We start from the raw sequence: 22,404 nt of genomic DNA on the forward strand, positions 1-22,404 counted from the left end.
AAGCGGAAACTGGAAAATGACGTGTTCGCGGCGGCGGGTATCGCACAGAAATATAACTGCGCCCTTACCCGGCTTGACTATCAGCAGGAAGCAGGCTTGATGAGCAGCGTCCCTCTGGGCGAGAACCTTGTCCCTATCCAGAGGGGCTTGACGACGAGCAGTACCGCAATCTTTATCCCCTTTATCACGCAGGAGCTTTTCCAGACCGGGGAAGCCCTTTACTACGGGCTGAACGCGCTTTCTAACAACATGATACTCTGCGACCGGAAGCAGCTCAAAAACCCGAACGGGCTTATCCTTGGGACGCCGGGAAGCGGGAAATCCTTTGCGGCAAAGCGGGAAATGACAAATGCGTTTCTCATTACGGACGACGATATTATCATCTGCGACCCGGAAGCCGAGTATTTTTCCCTTGTGCAGCGGCTCAACGGACAGGTGGTGCGGCTCTCCCCGGCGGGGAAAGGCATGGACGGCAAGCCACAGTATGTAAACCCTATGGATATAAACCTCAACTATTCCGAGGACGACAACCCCCTTGCCTTAAAAAGCGACTTTATCCTTTCCCTCTGCGAGCTTGTTATCGGCGGCAAGGAGGGCTTGCAGCCTGTCGATAAGACCGTCATTGACCGGGCTGTACGGAATGTGTACCGACCGTTTCTTGCCGACCCCGACCCGGCGAAAATGCCTGTCCTTGGCGACCTTTACAATGAACTTTTGAAGCAGCCGGAGCCGGAAGCGGCGCGGATTGCGGCGGCGTTGGAGCTTTACGTTTCCGGCAGTCTTAACGTGTTCAACCACAGGACGAACGTGGAGCTTTCCAACCGCCTTGTCTGCTTTGACATTAAGCAGCTTGGGAAACAGCTCAAAAAGTTAGGTATGCTCATTGTGCAAGACCAGGTATGGAACCGCGTGACGGTCAACCGGGCAGAGAAAAAAGCGACGCGCTACTACATGGACGAATTTCACTTGCTTTTGAAAGAAGAACAGACCGCCGCCTATTCCGTGGAGATTTGGAAGCGTTTCCGTAAGTGGGGCGGCATTCCGACCGCCATTACCCAGAACGTCAAAGACCTGCTTGCTTCCCGCGAAGTGGAGAATATCTTTGAGAACAGCGATTTTGTCCTCATGCTCAATCAGGCACAGGGCGACCGGGCTATCCTTGCAGGACAGTTAGGCATTTCCCCGCAGCAGATGAAGTATGTGACCCACACCGAAGCGGGCGAGGGGCTTATCTTCTACGGGAACGTGGTGCTGCCTTTTGTAGACCGCTTCCCGAAGGACACGGAGCTTTACAAGGTAATGACGACGAAGCCGGAGGAAGTGGGGGAAGCATGAACGGGCTGACGACAGACACCATTATCAACCGGGACGCGCTGTATGCCCTGCGGGAACTTCCCTCTGAAAGCGTCCATTGTGCCGTGACAAGCCCGCCCTACTACGCGCTGCGCGATTACGGGCTTACCATGCAGATAGGGCGCGAGGACACGCCGGAGGAATATATCCGGCGGTTGACCGTGATTTTCCGGGAGCTGCGGAGGGTGCTGCGCCCGGACGGGACGCTCTGGCTGAATATCGCAGACACTTACTGCGGCACTGGAAGCAAAGGCAGCTCTACCGACCCGAAAAACCCGAAAGGCAGGAACGGGCAAAGCGTATCAATCGCACGAAAAGCGGCGGGTATCAAGCAAAAAGATTTAATCGGTATCCCGTGGCTCTTAGCCTTTTCCCTGCGCTCGGACGGGTGGTATCTGCGGAGCGATATTATCTGGCAGAAAGAAAACCCCATGCCGGAAAGCTGCAAAGACCGCCCGACCCGCTGCTATGAACATATCTTCCTGCTGACGAAAGAAAAGAAATACTACTATGACGCGGCAGCCATAGCCGAACCCATTTCCCCGAAAACGGCGGCGCGGTACCGACTGGGGCGCAGCGCGAACAGCAAATACGCCGCTGAAATCCCCGGACAGGGAAAAGTGCAGGGGCTGAACAGGGCAAGGAGCGGCGGCTACTATGACGACGCGCTCATGCCGACCACAAGGAACCGCCGGGACGTTTGGACTATCAACACCGTCCCCTATAAAGGCGGGCATTTTGCCGCGTTTCCCCCGAAGTTAGCGGAAACGTGCATACTGGCGGGCTGTCCGAAAGGCGGAGTTGTGCTTGACCCCTTTTTCGGGAGCGGCACGACCGGGCTTGCGGCGAAAAGCCTTGACCGCCACTATGTCGGCATTGAGATTAACGCAGAGTATTGCGCCCTTGCAAGGGCGCGGATTGGAGGTGGAAAGACATAAAACAGTATAAGCCCCGCGATAAAATCACGCAGAAAATGACCCGTGACGGGCTGACCGAGCAGAACCAGACCACGGGAGAAAGCGAACGTATCAGCAAGCGCATACAGGAAGCGGATTTCCAGAAAACGCCGGAGCAGCAAGCCGCACAGGACGCGGCGCAGCTTCAAGGGGCGGCTTCCCCGTCCTCTCCCTTGTCCCATGCGCCGGGAACTGCCCCAAAGCAGGACACGGCAGCCGCCGAGCGCGTCATGGAGCGTATCGACGCAGCCCATACCCGCAAGGCAAGCAAAAAAGCGGCAAGGAAAGCACAGGAGGAAGCGGCGGCACAAACGAAGTCGTCCCGCTTGCAGTTTACCGAAGAAGAACTTTCCACCCCGGAACTGGAAAAATACATTGAAAAATCCAACCGGGCAGCCGACCGTCTGGACGCGGCAAAGGCAGCTATCCCGAAGCAGAAAAAACTTATAAAGGAACGCACTTTTGATGAAGCCACCGGAAAGGCAAAGACCCGCTTATGCTTTGAGGAACGGGAAAAGCCCATGCCCGGAAGCAAAGTTCACAGAAACCCGCTGTCCCGCCCCGCGCAGGAAGCGGGTATTTTCGTCCATAACAAGGTACATTCCGTAGAAAAGGACAATTCCGGCGTGGAGGGCGCGCACAAATCCGAAGAACTGGCAGAAAAAGGCGTGAAGTATGGGGCGCGGAAAGTGAAACAGGGCTACCGCAGCCACAAGCTCAAACCCTACCGGAAAGCGGAAAAGGCAGAAAGAGCGGCGGCAAAGGCGAATGTGAATTTCCAGTACCACAAGACGCTGTACGATAACCCGCAGCTTACAAGCAATCCCCTTTCCCGTTTCTGGCAGAAACAGCAGATAAAAAAGCAGTATGCAAAGGCGGCAAGGGCAGGCAGCGCAAAGGGTATCAGAGCCGCAGCGGAGAACACCCGGAAAGCGGCAGCCAAAGCCGCCGAGAAAACAAGGCAGACCGTAGCGTTTGTGGCAAGGCACCCGGCAGGCGTTTGTATCGCCATTGCCGCGCTGCTCCTGATTATCCTTGTCTTTGCGGGGCTGTCGTCCTGTTCGGCTATGTTTTCCGGGACGATAAACGGCGTTGTCGGGACTTCCTACACATCAGAGGACAGCGACCTTGTGGCGGTGGAAAACAGCTATGCCGCTATGGAAAATGAGCTGCAAAGCGAGATAGACAATATCGAGCGCACCCACCCCGGATATGATGAATACCGCTACGACCTTGACACAATCGGGCATAACCCCCATGAATTGGCGTCCTATCTGACCGCCCTTTTGCAGAGCTACACCCTGGAAAGCGCACAGGCAGAAATCGAGCGCATTTTCGGCTTGCAGTACACCCTGACGCTGACCGAGGAAGTGGAAATCCGCTACCGGGAGGAAGAACGTACTGATACATGGACGGACGAGGACGGCAACGAGCATGAGGAAACCTATACGGTTCAAGTGCCGTATGAGTATTATATCCTCAATGTGGAGCTGACGAACAAGCCCATATCCTCACTTGCGGAAGAACTCCTGACCCCGGAGCAGCTTGAAATGTTCCGCGTCTACATGGAAACAAGCGGCAACAAGCCGTTGATTTTCGGCGGCGGTTCCCCGGACACTTCCGCGTCGGAGGATTTAAGCGGCGTACAGTTTGTAAACGGCACACGCCCCGGAAACACCGCCCTTGTAGACCTTGCGAAGCAGCAAGTCGGCAACGTGGGCGGCTATCCCTATTGGAGCTGGTACGGCTTCAATTCCCGTGTTGAATGGTGCGCCTGCTTTGTGAGCTGGTGCTACAGTCAGGCGGGTGTGAGCGAACCGAAATTTGCCGCCTGCCAGTCGCAGGGTGTCCCGTGGTTCCAGTCGCGCGGGCAATGGGGCGCGAGGGGCTATGAGAATATCGCCCCCGGCGACGCTATCTTTTTTGACTGGGATTTAGACGGCAGCGCAGACCATGTAGGCATTGTCATAGGCACAGACGGGAGCCGCGTCTACACCGTGGAGGGCAATTCCGGCGACGCCTGCAAGATAAAAAGCTACGACCTTAATTATCAGTGTATCAAAGGGTACGGGCTGATGAACTGGTAAACCGACCAAAAATGAAAGGAGTTTTGAATTATGGCTATGAACAAGATTGAACGTATCGACCGGGAAATCCAGAAAACCCGCGAGAAAATCACAGAGTACCAGAACAAACTGAAAGGCTTGGAAGCACAGAAAACCGAAGCGGAAAACCTGCAAATCGTACAGCTTGTGCGGGCTATGAAGCTGACCCCGCAGGAGCTTCACGCTATGCTGAAAGACGGCGGTATTCCGGGCATGGAAGCCGCGCAGGATTATGACGACGGACAGGAGGACACGGAACATGAAGAATAAAATCACACGGACACTGACTGCTTTTTGCGCCGCCCTGCTCCTTATGGGCGGCTTTTCCGTTACCGCTTTTGCACAGACCCCGGAGGAAACGCCCGACGCAACCGACGACAGCGGCGTTGTTTATGAAGAACCGCAGGAAGCCGAACCCCTCACACCGGAGGGGAACGCCACCCTTGTAGACGATTTCGGCGGGAACAAGCAGCTTATCACAGTAACGACCAAAGCCGGGAACTATTTTTATATCCTCATTGACCGGGACGACGAGGGGGAAAATACTGTCCATTTCCTCAATCAGGTAGACGACGCAGACCTTTCCGCACTTTTGGAGGACGGGGAAACGGAGGAAACGCCTGCTGTCTGCACCTGTACGGAGAAATGCGAAACCGGAGCCGTAAATATAAACTGCCCCGTATGCTCTGCTGACCGTACCCAGTGTGCGGGCGTGGAAACCGAACCGGAGCCGGAGGAACCGGAAGCCCCGCAGGAGGAAGAAAGCGGCGGCAGCATGGGGCTATTGCTTATCGTCCTTGTGCTTGCCGGAGCAGGCGGCGCGGCGTTCTATTATTTTAAAGTGCTGAAACCGAAGAAAGACGCGGCAAAGGGAAGCGACGACCTCAGCGATTATGACTTTGATGATTACGACGAGGACGAGGAAACCGAGGAAGAACAGCCGGGGAAAGCAGACGACGGGGAGGAAACCGACGAGGAACAGGAGGATAAGGAAGTATGACCCTGTTTACAGGCAGCCCCTATGAAAAAATGATGATACAGAAACCGGCGGGCGGAAAGCGGGATAAATCCCCGCCCGCTTCCTTTTCCCCGCGTTGCGAGGGCTGCCCCTATCGGGGGCAGTCCCCCTGTATTGGGTATTGTATCAGAAAGATAGAAAAAGACAGATAGCCGGAACGCTGACTATGTGGATTTACAATGCTTCATATGCTATAATCTGTAAATGATATAACATTTAGAAAGGGGATTTGAATTGAAAGCAAATATATATACTTCCAGTAATGTGGATTCAATTATTGAAATAGTAATTGACGATTTGGTAAACGACATTAAAATAACTGAAAGCAATTCTTTATATTCTACAATTTTGGAGGTTTATGAAAACTCAAAATCCACAATTTGTATAGTTAAGAAATCTGGATATAGATATATTATTCCTAAATGTAATATTCAATATATACAGGTCATTGAAGAATAATAAGAAAGATTTTTGCATTTATATCCATACTATTCAACATGGTTACAATCAAGGGCAATCGAGAAATCGGTTGCTCTTTTCTTTTATCCGAAAGGAGGACTTTTATTGACTTCACATATCTTAGTAATCGCTGAAAAGCCCAGTGTGGCGCAGTCTATCGCCGCTGTCCTTGGCGCAAGGGAGAAAAAGGACGGCTTTATCGAGGGGAACGGCTATCTTGTTTCCTGGTGTGTCGGACACCTCATCGGGCTTGCGGAAGCTGCCGCCTATGGGGAACAGTACAAGAAATGGAGCTATGACAGCTTACCCATTCTGCCGCAGGAATGGAAATACACTGTTGCCGCCGACAAGAAAGTGCAGTTTGACACCCTCAAAGACCTTATGCACCGGGACGACGTTTCCGAGGTCGTCAACGCCTGCGACGCAGGGCGCGAGGGGGAATTGATTTTCCGCTTTGTCTACAACACCGCAGGCTGCGAAAAGCCCATGCGCCGCCTTTGGATTTCCTCAATGGAGGACGAAGCTATTCGGGACGGCTTCTCCCACTTGAAGGACGGGCGGGACTATGACCCTCTTTTTGCTTCTGCCCTTTGCAGGGCAAAGGCTGACTGGATTATCGGTATCAACGCCACCCGCCTTTTCTCCTGCCTTTACAACCACACCTTGAATGTGGGGCGCGTCCAGACCCCGACCTTAAAAATGCTTGTTGACCGGGACGCTGCCATTACCACCTTCAAGAAAGAAAAATACTATCATGTGCGGCTCATGCTTTCCGGCGCGGAAGCCGTAAGCGAACGGCTCCCTGCCGCTGATGAAGCGCGGGAACTGAAAACAGTCTGCGAAGCGTCGCAAGCCGTGTGTATTTCTGTCGTGAAAGAGCAGAAAACCGCAGCCCCGCCGAAGCTCTTTGACCTCACTTCCTTACAGCGGGAAGCGAACCGGATTTTCGGCTATACCGCAAAGCAGACCCTTGACCTTGCACAAACCCTCTATGAAAAGCGGCTCCTTACTTATCCGAGAACGGACAGCGCGTTTCTGACCGACGATATGGGCGATACGGCGGCGGGTATCCTTGCAATGCTATGCGGGAAGCTCCCATTTATGGAGGGCGTTGCCCTCACGCCGGAAGTTTCCCGGCTTTTAAACAGCAAAAAGGTGTCCGACCACCACGCAATCATTCCCACTATGGAGCTTGCAAAGACTGACCTTTCCGGGCTGCCGGAAACGGAACGGAATATCCTTACCCTTGCCGGAGCAAGGCTTCTCATGGCTGCCGCCGAACCGCACACCTTTGAAGCGGTCACGGCGGTTTTTGAATGTGCCGGACAGATCTTTACCGCAAAGGCAAGGACGGTACTTTCCGACGGGTGGAAAGGCTTGGAACGCCGCTACCGGGCGACCCTCAAAACAAAACCTGACCCGGAGGACAGCGAGGAAAACGGGCTTCTCCCCGGTACGCTCTCCTTTAGCGAGGGGCAGATTTTTGACCGCCCCACGGCAAAAGTAACGGAGCATGACACCACACCGCCGAAGCCACATAACGAAGCGTCCCTGCTCTCCGCTATGGAACGCGCCGGGAATGAGGAAACCGACCCGGACGCGGAACGCCGGGGGCTTGGAACGCCTGCGACCCGCGCCGCCGTTATTGAGAAATTAGTCAAGGGCGGTTTTGTGGAGCGCAGGGGAAAACAGCTTATCCCCACAAAAGACGGTATCAACCTTGTATGCGTCCTGCCGGAAGCCCTCACTTCCCCGAAGCTGACCGCCGAATGGGAAAACAACCTGACCCAGATAGCAAAGGGAAAAGCAGACCCGGACGCATTTATGGGCGGTATCGAGGAAATGGCAAAGGGGCTTGTGAAATCCTATCCATTCCTTTCCGACGAGAAAAAAGACCTGTTCAAGCCGGAACGTGCCGAGCTTGGCAAATGCCCCCGCTGCGGCTCCCCGGTCTATGAGGGAAAGAAAAATTATTACTGTTCTAACAAAGAGTGCAGCTTTACCATGTGGAAGAACGACCGTTTCTTTGAGGAAAGGAACGTGGGTTTCTCCCCGAAAATCGCCGCCGCGCTCCTAAAGGACGGCAAGGCAGCCGTGAAGAAGCTCTATTCCCCGAAAACAGGCAAGACCTATGAAGGAACCGTCCTTTTGGCAGATACGGGCGGGAAGTACGTCAATTACCGGGTGGAGCTTCCGAAGAAACGAAAGTAACGCAGCAAGCATAGGAAAGGGGTACCCCTTTCCTATGCTTGCTAAGAAACTTTCTCCCTTTACCCCTACTACGGAAGAAACCTTGATTTTGCCAAACTTACGCAAAAGAAAAACGCTGCAATCTGCAAAGATTACAACGCTTCCTAAAATCCATATTCAATTTTGCGGGACATTCTCATTCGTCCTCTTTTTCGACTTCCGCTATCTCTTTTGCGGTGGCTGTTACAATCCGAATCCCCATATCGCTTATGCCGTCGAGCAGCGCGTCAAGCTGCCGCCGCTGCGTGTTCTTTTCGGCAGGCTTATCTGAAAGAAATTGGTCTACGGATATATTGTAACGGAGCATAAGCTCAAAGAAAATCTGCAAACTGGGGTGTTGCCCGTTGTTCTCTATATTCGCAAGGTAGCGGGGAGAAATAAACATTTCGTCGCATACTTTCTTACGGCTCTCTTTTCTGTCCGTTCGCGCTGCCTTTATTGCTGCTCCAAAAGCCTTGAAATCATATTTTGGTACTGGTCTTTTAGCCATATTCATTCACCCAGTTACATTTTACTGTTCCTCTTTTCTGTTGGATATGCTTACACAATTCCTATTATGAACTTAAATACTTCTCAATATTCACAGACTGTTTATTGCTTTTGTTCGGCTCTCCGCATATAATATAGATTGATAGATTATGTGAAAGGACGGTTTAAGTTATGGAATATATGTCATGCCCCGAAGCAGCCCGGAAATGGGGAATTTCAGAAAGACGGGTACAAAAGCTATGCGAAGAAAACCGCATATCCGGTGTTTCAAAAATTGGCTATATGTGGCTGATACCAAAGGAAGCCGAAAAGCCCGCTGACGCAAGGAGAAAGGAGTTTAAGCATGAATAATCTATTACTACTGGAAGATGATATTAGCTTAATCGACGGTTTACAATACTCTTTAAATAAAAACGGATTTCATGTTGATATTGCCCGTACTGTTGAAGAAGCAAAAAATTCTTTAACGGATATAAATAAGTACGATTTACTCATTCTTGACGTGACGCTTCCAGACGGAACGGGATTTGATGTCTGCGAAAAGGTTAGAAAGCAAAATACACAAATCCCGATTATCTTCCTCACCGCGTCCGATGAAGAAGTCAATGTAATCCGGGGCTTGGATTGTGGCGGGGACGATTATGTTACGAAACCTTTTAAATTAGGAGAACTATGCTCCCGTATTCGTGCTTTGCTGCGTCGTGCAGGAGTATCTTCACAAGATAAAACAAACATTCTGAAATGTGGCGATATATCTATTGACCTACTGGCAAGCCGTGTATTATTGAATGGCAGAATATTAGAATTAACAAATGCGGAATACCGCCTGCTCTGTCTGTTAGTACGCAATGCAAACCGTGTTGTTTCAAGAGATATTATTCTAAATGATTTGTGGGACGGGACAGGAAATTTTGTTGACGATAATACTTTGTCCGTTTATATCCGTCGGCTCCGTGAAAAAGTCGAAATCGACGCTTCACACCCGCAGCATTTAATCACTGTTCGCGGATTTGGCTATCAATGGAAAGAGGTGGAAGCATGAGTATATTCCGTGACAGGCAAGTTAAATTTTTTTCAATTTTTATCGTGCTATATATTGCTCTGATTTTTTGCGTGGGCGCGTGGTTTTGTCAAGCTCAAATAACTGCTTCAAAATCTATGTATCTGGAACACAATAGGGCTATTATATCTGCTTTATTGGAACAAGGAATATCAAAAGAAATAATTGCTAATGCGATTTTTTCCACAGATACAAGTGTGGCCGGAATAGAATTATCAAATTATTTGGGAATTACCTCATATACAATAGGAAGTACGCTTCCTCATTTTTCTCAATTTCAAAATCAGTTTTGGCTTATGTTTTTTGGAAGCTGCACTTGCATGATAATAGTTTTGTTAATTGGAATTATTTCTTTCCTGCGGATTAGGAATAAGTTATATCAGCGGGCAGAAAAAATCATAGACAACTACATTAACAATGACTATTCTTGCCATTTGCCACAAGACAGCGAAGGGGAAATTTTTCATTTATTTGCTTCTGTTGAGCAGCTTGCTACTATGCTTCAAGCCAAAAACGAAACCGAACATAAGACAAAGGAATTTCTGAAAAGCACAATTTCAGATATTTCACATCAGTTAAAAACGCCGTTGGCAGCTTTGATGATGTATCAGGAAATCATAGAATCCGAGCCGGATAATACTAATACAGTAAAAGAGTTTTCACAAAAAATCGGAATTGCTTTAAAACGAATGGAACAGCTCATTTTATCTATGCTTAAAATTACACGTTTAGACACGGGGAATATTCTTTTTGATAAACGTGCCTGTTCCGTACAAGAACTGATTAAAAATGCTATTAGTGAACTTACTACAAGGGCTACACAGGAGAAAAAGCAACTTATTGTACAAGGCACCCCTAATCAAACTGTAATTTGCGATATGGATTGGACAAGCGAAGCGATTGGAAATCTTGTAAAAAATGCGTTAGACCACACAGAAGCAGGAGGAGTAATAGAGATTACTTGGGAAAGTACGCCAACTATGTTAAGGATTTTAGTTTACGATAATGGAAGCGGTATCGCACCGGAAGATATACACCATATTTTCAAACGCTTTTACCGCAGCAAATATTCTCTTAATACTCCAGGAATTGGATTAGGATTACCTCTTGCAAAATCTATTATAGAAGGACAAGGTGGGCTTATTTCTGTTCAAAGTGTTTTACATGAGGGAACCACCTTTTCCGTTTCTTTCCTTACGAAATCGTAAGGTTAAATTCACCGGGTTGTAAGCTGCCTCTGCTATCCTTTGAGAAAAGGAGGTTATCAATATTATGGAGATTTTAAGAGTTGAAAATTTGTGTAAAACTTATGGAAAAGGCGAAGCAGAAGTTCAAGCCTTGAAGAATGTGTCCTTTTCCCTTGAAAAAGGGGAATTTGCTGCTGTTATAGGCGAATCTGGTTCTGGAAAAAGTACCTTGCTTAACTGTATCGGTGCCTTAGATACACCGACTTCTGGTTCCATTTTTATCGACGGACAAAACCTGTTTTCCATGAAAGAAGAAAAACGAACAATTTACAGACGACGAAATATCGGTTTTATCTTCCAGTCTTTTCAGCTTGTATCTGAGTTGAATGTAGAGCAGAATATTGTGTTCCCGCTGTTGCTGGACTACCGAGAGCCAGACCAGAAAAGGGTAAATGAAATTCTTGATTTGCTTGGACTGACCGAACGCCGCAAGCATTTACCGAGCCAGTTATCCGGAGGACAGCAGCAACGAGTAGCTATTGGAAGGGCATTGATAACACAGCCAAAACTAATTTTAGCAGATGAACCGACAGGAAACCTAGACAGCAAAAATAGCCAGGACGTTATGGATATGCTGACAACGGCTTCTCGGCATTATCAGCAGACGATTTTAATTATTACACATAATAAGAATTTAACAGCTTCCGTAGATAGAGTATTTCAAGTAAGTGACGGTGTTCTTACAGATTTAGGAGGGATTGCAAATGAAACATTATCTTGAACTTGTCCCTATCTCTGCGAGAGTACATCGGAAACAGAATAGAATGTCTATTTTTTGCATTATTTTAGCTGTATTTTTGGTAACAACAATTTTTGGAATGGCTGATATGTTTATTCGTAGCCAAATATTGCAGGCTCAAATAGACGGAGGTAATTTTCATATTGGCATTAAAGATATTACTGACGAGGAAGCAACACTAATTTCAAGGCGTCCAGATATACAAGCTGCTGCCCGCTATGGTGTTTTGAATTTCAGAGGTGATGAAGGTTATACTTTTGAAGGAAAGAATGCTGTAATCGTTGGTTGTGATGAAGAATACATGACAAAACTAATGGTAGATATTATTGAGGAAGGCAATTTTCCCCAGAATAATCAACAGGTTATGATTACACTTAACGCAAAAGAATATTTAGGGTTGCAAATTGGAGATACGGTGGCAATAAATACACCAGACGGTACCGAACTTCACTATGAAATTTCCGGTTTTTGTAATGACGCTTCAAAAACAATGAGTGAAGATTCGTATGGTTTTTTTATGACAACTTCTGCTTTTCGAGAAATTTATCCTACTGAAATGAGTGATGAATTAGCAGACTATAACAGTATATTATGTGTTCAATTTTCAGACTTAAAGAATATACAAAATACAATCAATAATTTAAAAGAGAAATGTCATCTTTCTGATGAACAAGTTTCTGAAAATACAAAATTACTTGGTTTATTGGGACAAAGTTCTAATTCTTTTATGGTTCAGATTTATATGTCGGCGATTATCTTATTTTTATTAGTTATGTTCGCAGGTATAATTATGATAGCAAGCAGCCTAAATAGTAATGTAATGCAACGAACTGAATTTTTTGGACTAATACGCTGTATTGGTGCAACACCAAAGCAGGTAATGAAATTGGTAAACAAAGAAGCTCTTAGTTGGTGTCGTTTTGCTATCCCAGTTGGTGTCGCAATGGGTATTGTTGTCGTATGGGTTTTATGTGCTGTTTTGCGTGTGCTTAGTCCAGAATATTTTGGAGCTATTCCTACTTTTAGTTTTAGTCTACCCAGTATTGTGGCCGGAATTGTAATAGGTTTATTGACAGTTTTGCTTGCAGCTCATTCTCCTGCCAAAAAAGCTGCAAAAGTTTCACCGCTGATGGCTGTTTCCGGAAACGCCTTTAATCTGCGTCCAGTCCGAAAAGCTGTAAATACAAAAATATTTAAAGTGGAAACGTCACTTGGCATTTATCATGCAATATCAAGCAAGAAAAACTTTATTTTAATGGTACTTTCTTTTTCTATAAGTATCGTTCTTTTTTTGTCGTTCGTGGTTGCAATAGCTTTTACAAATCATACTTTAACACCATTACGCCCTTGGACTGCCGACATATCAATTATAAGTCCTCAAAATACTTGTTCTATTGATAATTCAATACTTGAAAAATTAGAAAAAAATCCGATAGTCAACGCTGCTTATGGTCGAATGTTTTCTTATGATGTACCGACAACAGTAAATGATGATAGCGTTACATTAGATATAATCTCATACGAACAAAAACAATTTGATTGGGCGAAAGATTACTTGTTGCAAGGTTCTATCAAAGTTGTGCAAAATGAAGTCAATACCGGGCTAATTGTATATAGTCCAGAGAATAATATTGAGGTAGGAGATACAGTAAATTGCAGGATTGGGGAAAAATCTACAGAAATCCAAATTGTCGGAATATTATCTGATTGTCCATTTAATACAACGAGTAATGGTATTCTGATTTGTTCTGAAAATACATTTCAAAAAATAACAGGGCAAAATGAGTACACAGTAATTGATATACAGCTAGATAAAAATGCAACTGATACAGATGTTAATGCCCTTCATCAAATGATAGGAAATGATTTCACATTTTCCGATGAACGTATGGGAAATGAAAGCACAAGGGGAATTTATTATTGTATGTGCTTATTCCTTTATGGATTTTTAGTGGTAGTTGTTTTGATTACTATATTTAACATTATAAATAGCATTGCATTGAGTGTTGCAGCAAGAACAAAGCAATATGGAGCATTTCGGGCTATTGGGGTAAGCACAAAACAACTTGCCAAAATGGTAATAGCAGAAGCAGCGACTTATACGGTTATGGGAACCGTAGTAGGAAGCATTTTCGGGCTGGCTTTTCATAAGCTCTTATTTGGAATGATGATAACCTATAATTGGGGTGATACATGGAATATTCCCTGGAATGAACTGGGAATTATTGCTGCGATTATGTTTTTTTCAATTATAGTTGCAGTATATAGACCAGTTAAAAGACTTCGTAAAATGTCTATTGTAGAAAATATTAGCGCACAATAATCTTTCATAATCTCTTGAGAGGGCAGCTTCAAAAACTGTCCTCTCTTTTTCTACCTTACAAATCCGTAAGCTAAAATTCATCTTAAAGTAAGCTGACATTGATAGAATAAAGCAAAACAAAATATTTGTTCATTATCTGCCGGACGACGGCAAAAGAAAAAAGCCGTCGCACAGCAGACATATTTTCGCGTGCATTTCTAAATCCGGCGGCTTTGATTTTCAGAGCCGCCGTTTCTTTTTGTCTATCATAAACCTACGACGACCCTTAGCCATGTAGAAATGGCGGCTTTAGGAGGTAGCCGCCATGTTGCATAGAGCGTATCGACAAAATTCCACAAACTTCTACACATCAAAAAAAGCCCGGTCACCGCCGGGGAATATTCCACCCTTAAATATGAACTTTCAAATCATCTAAATACTTTTAATATTTCCTTTGCGCCTGTCTGCGCCTTGCAGACAGGCGTATTTTGTTGGGTGCTTTAGCTTAACAAAACCCCTAGTTCTACTAGGGGTAAATAAAATACTTTAGTATATTTTTTTTGAATGATAATTACTATGGATTTACTAATTATCAAATGAAGGATAGATATGCAATATTAAATTAACATACTGTATTCTCAATTATAGTACCTGTTTACAGGTTGCAGTGCAAATAAATGCGATGATATTTTTCGATGCCCCTTTTAGGGGTTGGCACGTAATACCCCTTCTAGGGGTTGATCAAACCACTAGTTTACTAGTGGTTTTGATTTGCTCAAAAATTTTTACAAAAAATTTTTGAAAACGTTCGGCGTTTTTCAAAAACGCCAGTATTACCCCGCGAAAAGGGGGACACCACCAACCTTTCATTCGAGAAAGGAGGTGAGAATGTGGAACCTAATCGCAGGGAATTTCAGAAACAATGTGCTTTTCAAAGATACTGTAACACGGTATTGCACAATGAAGCGTGTGACGCTCATAAGGAGCTTCATAAGCACAAGGAAAAGGAAGTAACCTTTTCCGACATGACCTTAGAAGAAGCGCGGCAGCTTCATTCCTTTGACGAGTATTTCAAAAAGGAAGATAGCGAACCGAGCTACGAAAGGGGCGGGAAGAAAATCACACCAAAACTGCTTCTTGAAGCAATCCGTACTTTGCCGGAAGAAAAGCGCAAGGCTGTACTGCTGTACTACTTTGAGGGAATGAACGATACCGAGATTGCAAAGTTGTTCAATACGTCAAGAAGCACAATACAGTATCGCCGGACAAGCTCTTTTGAGCTGTTAAGAAAATATCTGGAGGAAAATGCTGATGAATGGGACGAATGGTAATCAGTCCGGTTTTACGGATAAAGCCCTTGTACCCTATCCTGTCATTCTGGCAGCGACGAAGGGCGACCCGGACGCTATGAAAATGGTCTTGCAGCATTTCAGCGGCTACATAGCCCGCCTTTCCATGCGGAAGCTGTACGACGAGCGCGGAAACGTCTATTTTGGCGTGGACGAGGATATTCGCGAACGGCTGCAAGCAAAACTGATGTTGGCTGTTCTGGCTTTTAAAGCCGAATAACTGCAAATCAGCAGCGGAACGCTTTACTCCCCCTTTTCCGTTCCATAGCTGACGCAGCATAGCCACTTCCGGCACCTTGACAAAGAAAGCGGCGCAAGATAACGGCGGCGCAGCATAGGGCAAATCGGATACATTCGATATATGGGGAGCCGTTGGGCTGATACGCGACGACGAAAGGAGGGACAAACCGAGCGGGAAATATCAGCGTTCCAAAGCAGACGTAGCAACTCTGCCGCCATAATCCATATATCGGTACAATGATACTCCTTTACCGCCGTAGTCCGAGCGTTCAAAGCGTCGCAGGCAACGGGTAGAGCTTCGGCAGACCGCCGGAGGGGTGAAAGTCCCGTGGAGCTATGCTAACAGCCGTCCGGTAAGCCCCCTTTGTATGTTGTAATAGTGGACTTGCCACTATTCATATAGTGTATTAGCCAGTCTTGGAAAGGGGGCTAATCATGGCAAATACGGATAAAAACCAGATACTTTGCAGGAGTGTTTTCAAAAGCGGCGAAAGCACGACTTCAAAAGCTCAATTCACAAAAAAGTGGGTTGAAATGATAAATAGAATAGAAAAAAATAAGGCGGTTCGCCTTACGAAATAACAATGACAAGCTGTTTTCTGCATGGTATAATTTATGTAGAAAGCAGCTTGTTCCTATCTCTAAGGAGATATGAATATGAAAGTAGCTATCTATTGCCGCTTATCCGAAGAAGATAGAAACAAGCAGTTTGAAACTGACGACAGCAACAGCATTCAGAACCAAAAGGCCATGCTGCTGCAATATGCTATGGAACAGGGGTGGGAACTTTACAACATTTACAGCGACGACGACTATACCGGCTCTGACAGACGGCGACCGGAATTTAACCGCCTGCTGAAAGACGCGGAGCAACACAGATTTGATATTATCCTCTGTAAGACACAATCACGGTTTACCCGCGAACTTGAATTAGTGGAAAAGTACATTCACGGTTTATTCCCGATATGGGGTATTCGTTTTATCAGTATTGTTGACAATGCAGATACCGCAAACAAGGGAAATAAAAAGTCCAGGCAGATTAACGGGCTTGTCAATGAATGGTACTTGGAGGATATGTCTGAAAATATCCGCAGCGTCTTGACGAACAGACGGAAAAACGGTTTTCATATCGGTGCATTTGCCCTTTATGGGTATAAGAAAGACCCAGACCAGAAAGGGCATTTGATAATCGACGAAGAAGCCGCAGCCGTTGTCCGTGAAGTTTTTACCTTATTTTCACAAGGTTACGGAAAAACTGCAATCGCCCGTATGCTCAATGACAGGGGCATACCAAATCCAACAGAATATAAGCGTCTACACGGCTTGCGTTATCAACAGCCGAAAACGAAAAACAGTACCCTCTGGAAATACTTTGCTATTTCCGATATGCTGATAAATGAAATCTATATCGGCAATATGGTACAGGGCAAGTATGGGAGCATTTCTTATAAGACAAAGCAGAACAAGCCCCGTCCAAAAAGTGAGTGGTATATCGTTGAGGGAACGCATGAGCCGATTATTGACCGGGAGCTATGGGATAAGGTGCAGGCGTTAATCGCACAGAGGGCAAAGCCCTTTGATGTGGGGACAATCGGTTTATTCGCAAGAAAAGCCCGTTGTGCAAACTGCGGTTATACTATGCGTTCTTCTAAGAATCACAATAAGCACTATCTACAATGCTCTAACCGCCATGTGGCAAAGGACGCTTGTATCGGTTCCTTTATCTCTGTTGATAAACTGGAAAGAATGGTTATCGACGAGATTAACAAACTGGCAGCCGAGTATCTTGATAAGGACGAGTTAGAACAGAACATAGAATTTTGTGATAACTTGCAGGGACAGAAAAAACGTCTGCTCTCTGATATAGCCGTCTATGAGAAAAAGGTTGCAGAGTTTTCCAAAGGTATCCGGGAACTTTACATGGATAAGGTCAAGGGCTTAATATCTGAAAGCGATTATGTGGAAATGTCAAAGGACTTTACTACGGAGCGCGACCGACTGGAACGTGTAATTGCTGACGGAGAAAAGCAGTTAGCCGAAATCGAGGAAAAAATTGCGGTGGGCGATAACCGCCGTCAAATTATCGAACAATATTCCAACCTGGAACACCTTACCCGCGAAATCGTGGAAATACTGATTGACTATATATCTGTCGGCAAGCGTATTCCGGGAACAAGGGACGTTCCGATTGAAATTCACTGGAACTTTTAATCAAAAGTTGTTCTTATATGATTGCACCATCTGCTGCCATATCCTCATACAAATCTGTGATGGGATCGCCTTTGGACTGGAATGCAGCTGCAGAGAAGGGCACACCAGCGGCAGAGCAGGGATATACCCCAAAGCCGTGGTTCACATAGTATGCCTCCAGACCGCCTTCGATAATCTGGTCTTTGGTCAGACCCTGCATAAGCTGGCGGACGATGGTGCCCATGATTTCTGCATGCCCCAATTCTTCTGTGGCAATGTCATTGAGTGTGGCTTTGGCTTCCGGTGTTACCATGGAATAGCGCTGGCTCAAATACCGATGGGCAGCGCCCCATTCCCCATCGCAACCGCCATACTGCTCAATCATGATTTTTGCCATGCGGGCATCGGGGCGGGTGATTTTTACAGGAAACTGTAGTTTCTTTTCATAAATCCACATTTACATGCACTCCTTTCCAGCCATAGAGGGGTTTGCTGTTGTCTGCCAAGGCCATGGATCGTTTTTCCACTGCCAGTTTTCTGTATCAGCGGCATAGCTGCGGAAGGAGCACAGAGGACCATAAGCCGCTTCAAATTTCATCCGCAGGGTGTCTGCGGCTTCGATGGTCTGGTTATAGGCGTTGATGGCTTCTGTTTCTGTGGGATGGGTGTTCAGATACAAACCTAAATCCACAGCCAGAAAATCCAATTCCATGAGTTTTTGGAGCATCATTTCGCGTTCCATGAGGTGACCTCCTTTGCATTGCGTTTGATATGGCTGCCCTGGACATAGGGCATGGAAAGATCAGAAAAAGCGGTGCCGCAAATCAAACTTTGTTCGGCAGAAGATGGTGTCTGGTAGGGCTGACTAGGAACAAAAGCTTGTGCCAGACCGACTTTTTTGATGACACATGCGTTGCAGTCCATAGTGGTTTCTGTTTCGCAGGTGTCCGGCAGGAAATTCGATGCGATCTCTTTCATGGAGATGCCTCCTTATGTTATTCTCTTGTATCCTATGGAGGGGAAAAGCTGTCGGTGCAAGAAAAAAACAGAATAGCCGAAATTCTGAAAAAAGGATTTCGGCTATCTTTACTAAGTTTTATGGACGGAACAGAAGGAAATACAGGTCATTTACATTGGTGCCTGTGGGACCAGTGAAAATCAGGCTGTCTACGGCTTTCAAAGCATGATAAGCATCATTTTCTGCCAGAACAGCATCAACGGAAAGCCCTGCTTGCCGCAAAGCTGCCATGGTGCTGCCATCAACCATACCACCTGCTGCGTCTGTAGGACCATCGGTGCCATCAGAACCTACAGCAGCCACAAGGGCGTTTTTCATACCTTCCAGATAGGGAGCAGCAGCAAGTGCCAGTTCCTGATTTCTGCCGCCTTTGCCTTTGCCAGTCAGATGCACCACTGTTTCGCCGCCGCAAAGGATGGCACAGGGACCTTTCACAAGACCTTTGCCTTTTTCCAGAGTTTTTGCCATGGAGCCCAAGAAACGACCAGCTTCTCTGGCTTCGCAGTCCAGCATGGTGGAAAGGGTCAGTGGGGTATATCCCAGTTTTTCCGCTGCTTTTGCGGCAAAGGTGCAAAGCTGGGATACACTGCCTGTGATCTGCATTTCGCAGTTGGTGATTTTTTTAGGGGTTTCTTCCTGTAATTGTTTTAAAACGGCAGGAGGGAAATCCAGATGGTATTTTTCCACCACTGCCATGGCATCGGCACAGGTGGAGGTGTCTGCGGTGGCAGGACCGGAAGCAATGGCATCGGGATAATCTCCCAGAATATCACTGAGGGCAATGGCAATGATGGAAGCGGGCGCACAAAGTTTTGCAAAGCGTCCGCCTTTTACAGCGGAAAGATGCTTGCGGATGGTATTGATTTCTGTGATTTCCGCGCCGCATGCCAAAAGCTGATTTGTTACATTCTGCATATCTGCCAGTGTCAGAGAACCAGCGGGCTTTTCAAATAATGCAGAGCCACCACCGGAAATCAAAAAGATGATGGTATCTTTTTCTGTGAGGTTTTCCACAGCAGCAAGGATTTTCTCTGTTCCGGCAATGGAGTTTTCATCTACCAAAGGATGTCCGCCTTCGGCGATGACAAAACCGGGGATTTCTCCTTGACTATGGTCATATTTGGTCAGCACAACACCACGGTCGATGGTATTTCCTAATAAATCAGAAGCAGCTTTTGCCATGGTCCAAGCGGCTTTGCCAATGGAAATGACGATGCATTTTCCGGGAAAGGTACGTCCTTCCAAAGCACGCTGTACAGCGGCATGGGGCTGTACTTGTTTCAATGTATCATCAATGATGGTCTGGGCGTGTTCACGCAGAATGTTCATAAAGATTCCTCCCCTGTATATGATTGATGCCAGTATAACATGGCGGGGGTTTTCCTACAACAAAAAAGCCAAAAATCTCTTAGCAAGAGATCCTCGGCTTTTATTTTTATTTCTGTTCCGGCAGTATGCGGTCAAAGAGAATGTAATACTGCAGTTGGATGAGGGTATCCAACTGTTCCTGAACATCCTCAGGCAATTCCTGCACATAATTGCCCTGAGCGTCTACATGGTACATATCAGAAAGGACAGGGTATTCTTTCCGCATGTCATTAAGCATGTCATAAAGAGGTGAAAGTCCCTCCATGCCAGCCAGCTCTGTGGTCAATGCCCCCAGATAGAAGGAGCTGATGAGATTGTTTTCCGGCAATGCGGCTGCATCGACGTTTTCTGCAAAACCGCACTGCTGTGCAGCGCTGTCGTTTGCCCAGATGACAAAAGGTGTTTCGTAAACGGCAGTCTGTTCTTCTGGTGTGCCGTTGGCATCTTTGGGATAATCCAGCAGGTCGAAGAATTCCATACCGTTGGAGAAGCCGGGCAGATGGTCACCGAAGTATACCAGAATGATGGGTTCTTCGCTGTTTTCCGCATATTCCACCAGTCGTCCCAATTCTTCGTCTGCATCGGTCATGCCGTAGAAATACTGGGTCAATAGATCAGTTTCTGTTTCTGTCAATTCCACGTCTGTGGAGAAATTCTGTGCCAATGTTCCATATTTTTTTTCGTAAGGACCGTGGTTCTGAATGGTGACAGTAAAGGAGAACAAAGGCGCATCGGATGAGGAGATATGCTCATCCATTACAGAAAGAATTTTATCCATGGTGGCTTCTTCGTTTACATAGCCGCCGATGCCTTGGGTTGCCAGATCGAAGGAATCTTCCAGGAAATAGCAGGTTTCAAAGCCTAAATCCGGGTATACGTTCTGGCGGTTATAGAACCATGCGTAACCAGGATGAATGGAAGTGGTTTCATAACCAATCTGTGACAGCCGATAAGGCAGTGCGTCGATTTCATGATGGATAAAGTTATAAGAAGGCAGTGCCGTATCCAGAAAACGAGTAGGCAGCCCTGTGAGCACATCATATTCTGTATTGGATGTACCGCCACCGAAGTTGGCAACGGCAATATGACCGCTGACAGCGTTTTCTTTGGCGCAGAGTTCTTTGAAGTTTGCCATGGGGTCTGTGTAGCCTTCAAAGCTGATATGTTTGTTTTCACTCAAATCGGAGTATGCCTCGCCCATGATCATGATGATGTTGGGCGATGTTTCCACTGTGGTGGTGATGGGGGCGCTCATGAAATCATCACAAGATGCTTTATCATAGTCTGCTGGGGCTTCCAATCGCATGATGTTGATCTGATGGAAGAAGGAATAGACCAGACCACGTGTGTTATACTGATTTACCTGGAAATAAGGGTTTTCCACAACGGGATAACCGTCGTACAGATCTTTGTCAGCGTAAATCAATGTGTTCAGACCAAATGCAGCCAGAATGACGCAGACAATGCCAATCAGACGGGCAACCATAGGCGGACGCTGTTTTTCGCTGCGGATGAAGCTGAAAACCAATATGGCAATGGCAGCAATGAAGCCAACAGCAATGAGTGCCAGCATATAGACGGGAAATGTCTTGACGATGGTCAGAGCTTCCTTGACCAGTGTCAGGTCAGTGGGCAGCAGGGGTTCCTGCCGCATGGAAACTTTGATTTTGTCGCTGACGGCAAACAAAATCCATACCACCTGCAACAGCAGGGAGGAAAACAACAGTCGTCCTGTCACAAAATATACCAGAAACACTGCAAGCAGTGCCGGCAGAAAGTTCCACAGAATCATGGTAGGGTGTGTCAGAAGTTCATAGGCAACATGCAGCGGATGCTGGGTAGTGATGAGAAACACCAGACACATTGCCACAATGGCGCTGATCAGAAGCGTCAGAATGGTTTTTTTCCAGGAAAAGGGTGCGTCCTTTTGCTGAAAACAATTGAAAAACACAGGCAAAACCTCCTTATGTTTTATTTTTTCATTTGTGCTTAACAATTCCTTTACAATTTGGGTATTATACGGGATTTTCGGCAAAAAGTAAAGAAATCGAAGGGTTTTCAATGGAATTTTAAGAAAAATACACATTTTTTTCTGTGGGAAATTGTGTATAATAAAAAGGGTTTTGCGGGCAAAATCCCAAAGCATAGCAAAAAAACGACGTAGGTTCCTTTTGCGGTGTAAGACATTTGTAAAAATTTGGACAAATTTCTGACAAAAAAGTGTAAAGAAATGCCCTTCGATTGTCAGAAGCTGTCAAATT

General features: G+C 46.4%; 21 protein-coding genes. 15 read left to right on the forward strand and 6 right to left on the reverse strand.

Features of this window, described 5'->3' with window-relative positions:
- The 6 genes from BUB35_RS08445 to BUB35_RS08470 form a co-directional block, all read left to right on the forward strand.
- On the forward strand, positions 1-1,335 hold a 1,335-nt coding region (locus tag BUB35_RS08445), incomplete at its 5' end, for a VirB4-like conjugal transfer ATPase, CD1110 family (protein WP_200777585.1).
- Positions 1,332-2,291, forward strand: coding sequence for a DNA-methyltransferase (locus BUB35_RS08450; RefSeq protein WP_015573974.1), 960 nt, complete (start codon positions 1,332-1,334; stop codon positions 2,289-2,291). The genes BUB35_RS08445 and BUB35_RS08450, both read left to right, overlap by 4 nt.
- Positions 2,292-2,326: 35 nt before the next feature.
- The gene (locus BUB35_RS08455; RefSeq protein ID WP_015573973.1) at positions 2,327-4,396 is read left to right on the forward strand and encodes a C40 family peptidase; all 2,070 of its coding nucleotides are present in this window, start codon (positions 2,327-2,329) and stop codon (positions 4,394-4,396) included.
- 30 nt (positions 4,397-4,426) lie between these two features.
- Positions 4,427-4,684, forward strand: coding sequence for a DUF4315 family protein (locus tag BUB35_RS08460; RefSeq protein WP_015573972.1), 258 nt, complete (start codon positions 4,427-4,429; stop codon positions 4,682-4,684).
- On the forward strand, positions 4,674-5,414 hold the full coding sequence (locus BUB35_RS08465; RefSeq protein WP_015573971.1) for a DUF4366 domain-containing protein: 741 nt from the start codon (positions 4,674-4,676) through the stop codon (positions 5,412-5,414). Before BUB35_RS08460 ends, BUB35_RS08465 begins: the two co-directional genes overlap by 11 nt.
- A 582-nt stretch (positions 5,415-5,996) precedes the next feature.
- Entirely contained in the window at positions 5,997-8,102 is a 2,106-nt protein-coding gene (locus tag BUB35_RS08470) for a DNA topoisomerase 3 (protein ID WP_200777586.1), read from the forward strand.
- Positions 8,103-8,277: 175 nt separating this feature from the next.
- Here the strand turns inward: BUB35_RS08470 and BUB35_RS08475 are convergent, their stop codons facing one another.
- The gene (locus BUB35_RS08475) at positions 8,278-8,631 is read right to left on the reverse strand and encodes a helix-turn-helix domain-containing protein (RefSeq protein ID WP_072850887.1); all 354 of its coding nucleotides are present in this window, start codon (positions 8,629-8,631) and stop codon (positions 8,278-8,280) included.
- Between the two features lie 170 nt (positions 8,632-8,801).
- Between BUB35_RS08475 and BUB35_RS08480 the strand changes: the two genes are divergently transcribed.
- The 9 genes from BUB35_RS08480 (at position 8,802) to BUB35_RS08515 (ending at position 17,778) form a co-directional block, all read left to right on the forward strand.
- Positions 8,802-8,981 carry a helix-turn-helix domain-containing protein gene (locus BUB35_RS08480; RefSeq protein ID WP_015573962.1) on the forward strand — a complete coding sequence of 60 codons (180 nt, stop codon included), beginning with the start codon at positions 8,802-8,804 and terminating at the stop codon, positions 8,979-8,981.
- Complete coding sequence (locus BUB35_RS08485; RefSeq protein ID WP_015573961.1) at positions 8,974-9,672, forward strand: response regulator transcription factor; 699 nt, start codon at positions 8,974-8,976, stop codon at positions 9,670-9,672. The genes BUB35_RS08480 and BUB35_RS08485 overlap by 8 nt, the downstream gene beginning before the upstream one ends.
- On the forward strand, positions 9,669-10,898 hold the full coding sequence (locus BUB35_RS08490; protein WP_015573960.1) for a sensor histidine kinase: 1,230 nt from the start codon (positions 9,669-9,671) through the stop codon (positions 10,896-10,898). The genes BUB35_RS08485 and BUB35_RS08490 overlap by 4 nt, the downstream gene beginning before the upstream one ends.
- A 64-nt stretch (positions 10,899-10,962) precedes the next feature.
- Positions 10,963-11,658, forward strand: coding sequence for an ABC transporter ATP-binding protein (locus BUB35_RS08495; protein ID WP_015573959.1), 696 nt, complete (start codon positions 10,963-10,965; stop codon positions 11,656-11,658).
- A complete protein-coding gene (locus BUB35_RS08500; protein WP_072850851.1) occupies positions 11,642-13,999 on the forward strand; it encodes an ABC transporter permease in 2,358 nt (785 codons plus the stop codon). Before BUB35_RS08495 ends, BUB35_RS08500 begins: the two co-directional genes overlap by 17 nt.
- An 869-nt stretch (positions 14,000-14,868) precedes the next feature.
- Positions 14,869-15,309, forward strand: coding sequence for an RNA polymerase sigma factor (locus BUB35_RS08505; protein ID WP_072850852.1), 441 nt, complete (start codon positions 14,869-14,871; stop codon positions 15,307-15,309).
- Positions 15,290-15,547, forward strand: coding sequence for a helix-turn-helix domain-containing protein (locus tag BUB35_RS08510; protein WP_015573957.1), 258 nt, complete (start codon positions 15,290-15,292; stop codon positions 15,545-15,547). Before BUB35_RS08505 ends, BUB35_RS08510 begins: the two co-directional genes overlap by 20 nt.
- A 455-nt stretch (positions 15,548-16,002) precedes the next feature.
- On the forward strand, positions 16,003-16,149 hold the full coding sequence (locus BUB35_RS19235; RefSeq protein WP_015573956.1) for a hypothetical protein: 147 nt from the start codon (positions 16,003-16,005) through the stop codon (positions 16,147-16,149).
- A 69-nt stretch (positions 16,150-16,218) separates the two neighbouring features.
- Positions 16,219-17,778, forward strand: coding sequence for a recombinase family protein (locus BUB35_RS08515; RefSeq protein ID WP_072850853.1), 1,560 nt, complete (start codon positions 16,219-16,221; stop codon positions 17,776-17,778).
- 13 nt (positions 17,779-17,791) lie between these two features.
- Here the strand turns inward: BUB35_RS08515 and BUB35_RS08520 are convergent, their stop codons facing one another.
- The 5 genes from BUB35_RS08520 to BUB35_RS08540 all read right to left on the reverse strand — a co-directional run bounded on the left by BUB35_RS08520 (position 17,792) and on the right by BUB35_RS08540 (position 22,094).
- Complete coding sequence (locus BUB35_RS08520) at positions 17,792-18,214, reverse strand: manganese catalase family protein (protein ID WP_072850854.1); 423 nt, start codon at positions 18,212-18,214, stop codon at positions 17,792-17,794.
- On the reverse strand, positions 18,215-18,499 hold the full coding sequence (locus BUB35_RS08525) for a spore coat protein CotJB (RefSeq protein ID WP_054330141.1): 285 nt from the start codon (positions 18,497-18,499) through the stop codon (positions 18,215-18,217). It lies immediately after the preceding gene.
- On the reverse strand, positions 18,484-18,735 hold the full coding sequence (locus BUB35_RS08530) for a spore coat associated protein CotJA (RefSeq protein ID WP_072850855.1): 252 nt from the start codon (positions 18,733-18,735) through the stop codon (positions 18,484-18,486). The genes BUB35_RS08525 and BUB35_RS08530 overlap by 16 nt, the downstream gene beginning before the upstream one ends.
- 118 nt (positions 18,736-18,853) lie before the next feature.
- Positions 18,854-20,104 (reverse strand): glycerate kinase type-2 family protein, encoded by a 1,251-nt coding sequence (locus tag BUB35_RS08535; protein WP_072850856.1) that lies wholly within the window; start codon positions 20,102-20,104, stop codon positions 18,854-18,856.
- A gap of 106 nt (positions 20,105-20,210) precedes the next feature.
- Entirely contained in the window at positions 20,211-22,094 is a 1,884-nt protein-coding gene (locus tag BUB35_RS08540; RefSeq protein WP_072850857.1) for an LTA synthase family protein, read from the reverse strand.
- Between the last annotated feature and the right edge of the window lie 310 nt (positions 22,095-22,404).

This window comes from Anaerotignum lactatifermentans DSM 14214, from assembly GCF_900142265.1.
In the GTDB taxonomy this organism is placed as follows: Bacteria; Bacillota; Clostridia; order Lachnospirales; family Anaerotignaceae; genus Anaerotignum; species Anaerotignum lactatifermentans.

Excerpts from the sequence above, each read along its gene's own strand:
- BUB35_RS08450 (WP_015573974.1), top strand. The coding sequence starts at position 1,332 with ATGAACGGGCTGACGACAGACACCATTATCAACCGGGACGCGCTGTAT.
- BUB35_RS08455 (WP_015573973.1), top strand. The coding sequence starts at position 2,327 with ATGACCCGTGACGGGCTGACCGAGCAGAACCAGACCACGGGAGAAAGC.
- BUB35_RS08460 (WP_015573972.1), top strand. The coding sequence starts at position 4,427 with ATGGCTATGAACAAGATTGAACGTATCGACCGGGAAATCCAGAAAACC.
- BUB35_RS08465 (WP_015573971.1), top strand. The coding sequence starts at position 4,674 with ATGAAGAATAAAATCACACGGACACTGACTGCTTTTTGCGCCGCCCTG.
- BUB35_RS08475 (WP_072850887.1), bottom strand. The coding sequence starts at position 8,631 with ATGGCTAAAAGACCAGTACCAAAATATGATTTCAAGGCTTTTGGAGCA.
- BUB35_RS08480 (WP_015573962.1), top strand. The coding sequence starts at position 8,802 with ATGGAATATATGTCATGCCCCGAAGCAGCCCGGAAATGGGGAATTTCA.
- BUB35_RS08485 (WP_015573961.1), top strand. The coding sequence starts at position 8,974 with ATGAATAATCTATTACTACTGGAAGATGATATTAGCTTAATCGACGGT.
- BUB35_RS08490 (WP_015573960.1), top strand. The coding sequence starts at position 9,669 with ATGAGTATATTCCGTGACAGGCAAGTTAAATTTTTTTCAATTTTTATC.
- BUB35_RS08495 (WP_015573959.1), top strand. The coding sequence starts at position 10,963 with ATGGAGATTTTAAGAGTTGAAAATTTGTGTAAAACTTATGGAAAAGGC.
- BUB35_RS08500 (WP_072850851.1), top strand. The coding sequence starts at position 11,642 with ATGAAACATTATCTTGAACTTGTCCCTATCTCTGCGAGAGTACATCGG.
- BUB35_RS08510 (WP_015573957.1), top strand. The coding sequence starts at position 15,290 with ATGAATGGGACGAATGGTAATCAGTCCGGTTTTACGGATAAAGCCCTT.
- BUB35_RS19235 (WP_015573956.1), top strand. The coding sequence starts at position 16,003 with ATGGCAAATACGGATAAAAACCAGATACTTTGCAGGAGTGTTTTCAAA.
- BUB35_RS08515 (WP_072850853.1), top strand. The coding sequence starts at position 16,219 with ATGAATATGAAAGTAGCTATCTATTGCCGCTTATCCGAAGAAGATAGA.
- BUB35_RS08520 (WP_072850854.1), bottom strand. The coding sequence starts at position 18,214 with ATGTGGATTTATGAAAAGAAACTACAGTTTCCTGTAAAAATCACCCGC.
- BUB35_RS08525 (WP_054330141.1), bottom strand. The coding sequence starts at position 18,499 with ATGGAACGCGAAATGATGCTCCAAAAACTCATGGAATTGGATTTTCTG.
- BUB35_RS08530 (WP_072850855.1), bottom strand. The coding sequence starts at position 18,735 with ATGAAAGAGATCGCATCGAATTTCCTGCCGGACACCTGCGAAACAGAA.
- BUB35_RS08535 (WP_072850856.1), bottom strand. The coding sequence starts at position 20,104 with ATGAACATTCTGCGTGAACACGCCCAGACCATCATTGATGATACATTG.